This window comes from Micromonospora sp. DSM 43699, from assembly GCF_055517075.1.
Genome location: NZ_JBTMMT010000130.1, coordinates 1 through 4,597, shown reverse-complemented (window position 1 = coordinate 4,597; position 4,597 = coordinate 1). Strand labels below are relative to the sequence as shown.

General features: G+C 66.0%; 3 protein-coding genes and 1 CRISPR repeat array. All 3 genes read left to right on the top strand.

Translation table 11 applies throughout. The annotated features are described in order from the left end of the window. The first annotated feature begins 784 nt into the window (after nucleotides 1–784). The gene (locus AC0AIB_RS30800) at nucleotides 785–1,459 is read left to right on the top strand and encodes a hypothetical protein (protein WP_328345227.1); all 675 of its coding nucleotides are present in this window, start codon (nucleotides 785–787) and stop codon (nucleotides 1,457–1,459) included. An 11-nt stretch (nucleotides 1,460–1,470) separates the two neighbouring features. Beyond that, entirely contained in the window at nucleotides 1,471–2,178 is a 708-nt protein-coding gene (locus AC0AIB_RS30795) for a hypothetical protein (protein ID WP_328345225.1), read from the top strand. 137 nt (nucleotides 2,179–2,315) lie between these two features. After that, on the top strand, nucleotides 2,316–2,954 hold the full coding sequence (locus tag AC0AIB_RS30790; RefSeq protein ID WP_328345223.1) for a hypothetical protein: 639 nt from the start codon (nucleotides 2,316–2,318) through the stop codon (nucleotides 2,952–2,954). Between the two features lie 584 nt (nucleotides 2,955–3,538). Then, nucleotides 3,539–4,457: a CRISPR direct-repeat array (repeat unit 37 nt; unit sequence GTTGCGATCCTCGCCCGGCGCGGTGGCCGGGCGCAGC). Nucleotides 4,458–4,597 lie beyond the last annotated feature (140 nt).

Sequence of the window (4,597 nt, the reverse complement as noted above, 5' to 3'; positions counted from 1 at the left end):
CCGCCAGCATGATCACCCTCGCCATGATCGACAACCTCGCCAAACGCCTCACCACCGAAACCACCCCAACCTGGCGAGAACCCCTAAAACCACAACACACACAAAATACGTGAATCAGACGTCCTCTTAGGCCCCACTGGGGGGCATGGGCAACCGCTGCGAACGACGCGGATCATCTTGACGCGGGTGCCAGGGCGGTCCATATACCCGCTCGATACGGGCATCGTCGAGCCGGGCAAGCAGTGCCTGCTGCCGGGCCTGCTCCTGCGCGCCCGGCGGCAGTACCGGGCACCTGGTCGGCTGCTTTGGTGGCCAAACCGGCGTCCTCAATTAGGAACGCGATCCCGCGGCCAAAGCGTGCCTCGAACCGCTCGCCGTCGGCGAGCAGCCACCACAACCAGGCGACCGACTCAACCGCGCCACGCGCCAGCGTGGCGTGCGCGTACACCGGAGCTCCTTGCTCGTGAGGTCCCGCGATCGCACGTGGTGCCTTGCCGGCTCAGGACCAGCGGGTCATGCCGGATCGTTACCTGCGGCGCGCCTGCACATGTCTTGCCAAGGATCAAGCTGACGTGCTTCAGCAGGAAGCCCGCGCAGATCGTGGGTCAGCGGCGCCGAAGCGGGGACTGGCGCCAGCCGAGACGAGCCTTCTGACCAGGTGTATCACTGCTCTCGCAGGCACTTGTAGCGCCTCCCGCCCATCGCAAGCATCTACGGCGATCCACCGCGAGTGCCCCTCACCGCTACAGTAGCTCCAGACCCTTCGCAGTGAACGAGGAGCCGAGTGACCGAAGAGGAGATCCAGCAGTTACTCGCCGAGGTAGAGGAGCTGCTGACTGAGCTGGGACTCGGCTTCATCGTTACACAGGAGCGCGCGCTGGCCGCCGAGGGTGTGTCGCAGTCGCCGACAGACCCGACCGGTACTGCGTTCGACGATGGTCGCTTCGATGAGATTGCTGGCAGTCCGCTATACCTGAATCAGTTGCGACATGCGCCGGGGCAGCGATCCGGCAGCAGGCCTCGCTTCAAACGCGGCGACGTCGTGGTCACACCACTAAATCCACGTGCGCGCTTGGGGATTTTGCTCGACCTTATCGAGGTAGCGACCGCAGGAACGCTCGCCATGGAACGGGACGTCCAGAAGCAGCTTGAAGAGCTTCGACGGCTCGCCCTTGAGCATCACAACGGCGGATCGGATTTCGCTGCCGCTGGGTCCTCAGACCCCTGGGCCGAGACGTGGGATGGAACAGTCGTCTTCATGGATCCACCAGAGGCGGAACTACGGGGTCGCCGGCTACCGGCCTGGAAACTGGCCTCGGCTGAAGCCCGGCGCGCCAGCGCTTTCCGGGTGCGCTCAGTTCTCGACACACTGAATGAGCTTCGGATTGAAGCTGGGGTGGTCCGAGGCTCATGGCTAACCCCACATGGCCGCGGCAATGAAGGCGACTGGGACCTTTAAGGCAGGCAAGGATGACGAACGTAGGTGCGGCCCCCGACGGCACGGCAGCGTCCCGGATGCTCGCCCAACTGCGAGCAGAGTTGCCCACGGCGCTACCCTCGGCCCTTAGCGTCGGCGGTCCGTCGCCGACTGCTGGCAACGACCTCTACGAAGCGTATCTCTTTGCGCTGGTTCTGCGGGCGGCTAGCAACGAAGGATATAGCATCTCCTTCGCTGATGGAGTCGGTGGCATACCGGCTGAGTTTCGTCTCAGGCGCAGCCCGGGAAGGCTTCCCAGTGGAGCTGGCTTCACCCATGCGATACTTGCCTTGCCAGACAGCTCGAAAGACCCGCTAGAAGTCCATACTGGAGTCGCGGTCATCGGTAAGAGTAAGGTCGCCCACGAGGCAGATGTCCTGGTCATACCTTCCGCTGATGCCCAGCGATGCCGCCAGCTAGGAATCGACCCCGCAAGTCACGACGCGATTCTCGTAATCGAAGGCAAGTACTACACCACACCACTTACCCTTGGGACCGGCCGCGAGTTCCTCGGCCTAGAGGTTGATCTTTCCGCGCGCTTCAAAGTCTTCGCCGCTACAATCACCAATCCCTCTGTCATTCACCTCCTCGAAGGACGCAAGCGGACTTACGAGGTCGGCGTTCTTCCCGGGCGCAAGGCTGAACGAGATATACAGGAGCGGTTCGCCCAGGCACTACGTACATATCGACAATCCGCCTAGCGGAGCGGCGGCACGCCAGAGTCTCCCGACCGCGCCAGGCCCGACGGCCACGCACTGTCCGTCGATCCGCCGACCGGTGCTGCGCCTGGCGGCGAAAACAGCACCTAGAATATTGCCGCATCCCCAGCGAACCCTTCGTGCTGAGTGCGGAGGTCGCAGCCTCCACGTTTGGGAGCTCCTCGAACAGGCCGGTATCAACCCGGCACCCCAGCGCACCGCGACCACTTGCGTTCGCCCCGCACCGGCTGACCGACACGATCCACCGGCTCCACGCCGCCCAGTCGGGAGCCGGACCAAGCAGCGTCGCGCCGGAGATCGCCGCTGCGAACAAGGTCATTGCCGCGTGTGACGCCAAACTCGTACAGTATCGGGCCATCGCCGATGCCGGAGGTGACCCCGCCACCGTCGCCGCCTGGATGGCCGAGGTCAACGCTCAACACGCCGTCGCCATCGTCGAACGCGACAAAGCGGCACAAGGGTCGGCTTCCCGCCGCCTCACCGAGGAGGACATCCGACGCCTCGTCGGCGGCTTCGAGGACATCCGCAACATCCTGCGCGACGCCGACAGCGCGGATAAAAGCGCCGTCTACCGCGAGCTACGACTCGCCCTCACCTACGACCCCGGTGAAAACAAAATCAGCGTCGAGGCTAAGCCTGACGCTGATTACTGTGGGGTAACTGTACGTGTCCGAGGGGTGATCGATACCGCAACCCCACCATCGTTTGGCGCAGACGATAATGCGATAGTCGACTGTCGCCCTGTAGCTGCGCTCTGATAACGGCCGCCACGGCCTCCCGTTCGCCGCCGCGCCAGTCCACGACATGACTGACAGGTCACGGCTTCTCGCTGGTACGCGCTCAGGGAATCGAACCCCGAACCCGCGGTTACCGAAAGCAACGATCCGAACCTTGTCGCCATCTGCCGCCAATTGACACTGAACTGCACAGACATACCCGCGCAATGATCGCCGCTTGTCACTTACTGTCACTCACCGACATGGGTTTTCGGGGGGTAAACGAGGGGTGCGACGGCACGTTGCCCAGGATCCACCGACCCCGCTCAGGGTTCGGGCAGCATCGGCACGAGCACGACGAGCGCCGGCCCCATCGCAACCCACCCGCCGCCGGCAGGGGTTCATTTTCGGCGGGGCACTCGCCTGACGCGGTGGTTGGCCGCAGCAGCGGCTGCCGTACCGACAGGCAGAGTTGGTGCCATGGTTGCGATCCTCGCCCGGCACGGTAGCCGGGCGCAGACGTCAAGGCTGGTGTCCAACGACTGGTAGACCACGGTTGCGATCCTCGCCGACGCGGTGGCCGGACGCAGCTCGTCCTTGAAGTCGTGCCACTCGTCGCGGAAGACGTTGCGATCCTCGCCCAGCACGGTGGGCGGGCGCAGCGCGGCACCGGGCCAACCGGAACCACCTCGTCCGTCACGTTGCGATCCTCGCCCGGCGCGGTGGCCGGGCGCAGCACGTCGAGGTTCGACTACTTCCGCCGGCCGGTCGCGTCGTTGCGATCCTCGCCCGGCACGGTGGCCGGGCGCAGCCTGCTGTGACCCCTCGGTCCGCAAGACCACGGTCAACCCGTTGCGATCCTCGCCCGGCGCGGTGGCCGGGCGCAGCTCGGGCCGGCTTGTCGACCGGCTGCGTCTCGCCGGTGTTGCGATCCTCGCCCGGCGCGGTGGCCGGGCGCAGCAGGGCAGCGGAAGCCCAAGGTTCGACTGTGCGAGATCGTTGCGATCCTCGCCCGGCGCGGTGGCCGGGCGCAGCACCGCGCGATCCCCAACCACACGAAGGAGTTGCGATCCTCGCCCGGCGCGGTGGCCGGGCGCAGCATCACGATGGACGTGACGTTGCCCGGGTCCGCACCGGTGTTGCGATCCTCGCCCGGCGCGGTGGCCGGGCGCAGCACTGCTGCCAGGTCCCCGAGCTGCCCATCCCCGCCGAGTTGCGATCCTCGCCCGGCGCGGTGGCCGGGCGCAGCCTGGACCGACAACAACAACTGCTACCTCGCCGTGCTGGTTGCGATCCTCGCCCGGCGCGGTGGCCGGGCGCAGCACCTGCTCAAGACGTACGAGGTCGCCCCGGTGACGGCGTTGCGATCCTCGCCCGGCGCGGTGGCCGGGCGCAGCCTGGACCGACAACAACAACTGCTACCTCGCCGTGCTGGTTGCGATCCTCGCCCGGCGCGGTGGCCGGGCGCAGCACCTGCTCAAGACGTACGAGGTCGCCCCGGTGACGGCGTTGCGATCCTCGCCCGGCGCGGTGGCCGGGCGCAGCCAGCGCGGGCTAATACTGCAACGGCAGTAGGCGAATCGTCTTCGGGTCGGGTTCGTTGGTCTGCCTGTGACGGACGTTGATGTTGATCGTTGGCGTGGGGAGCTGGACCGGCTGCATGCCCGGATCGGGCCTCGGTTTCG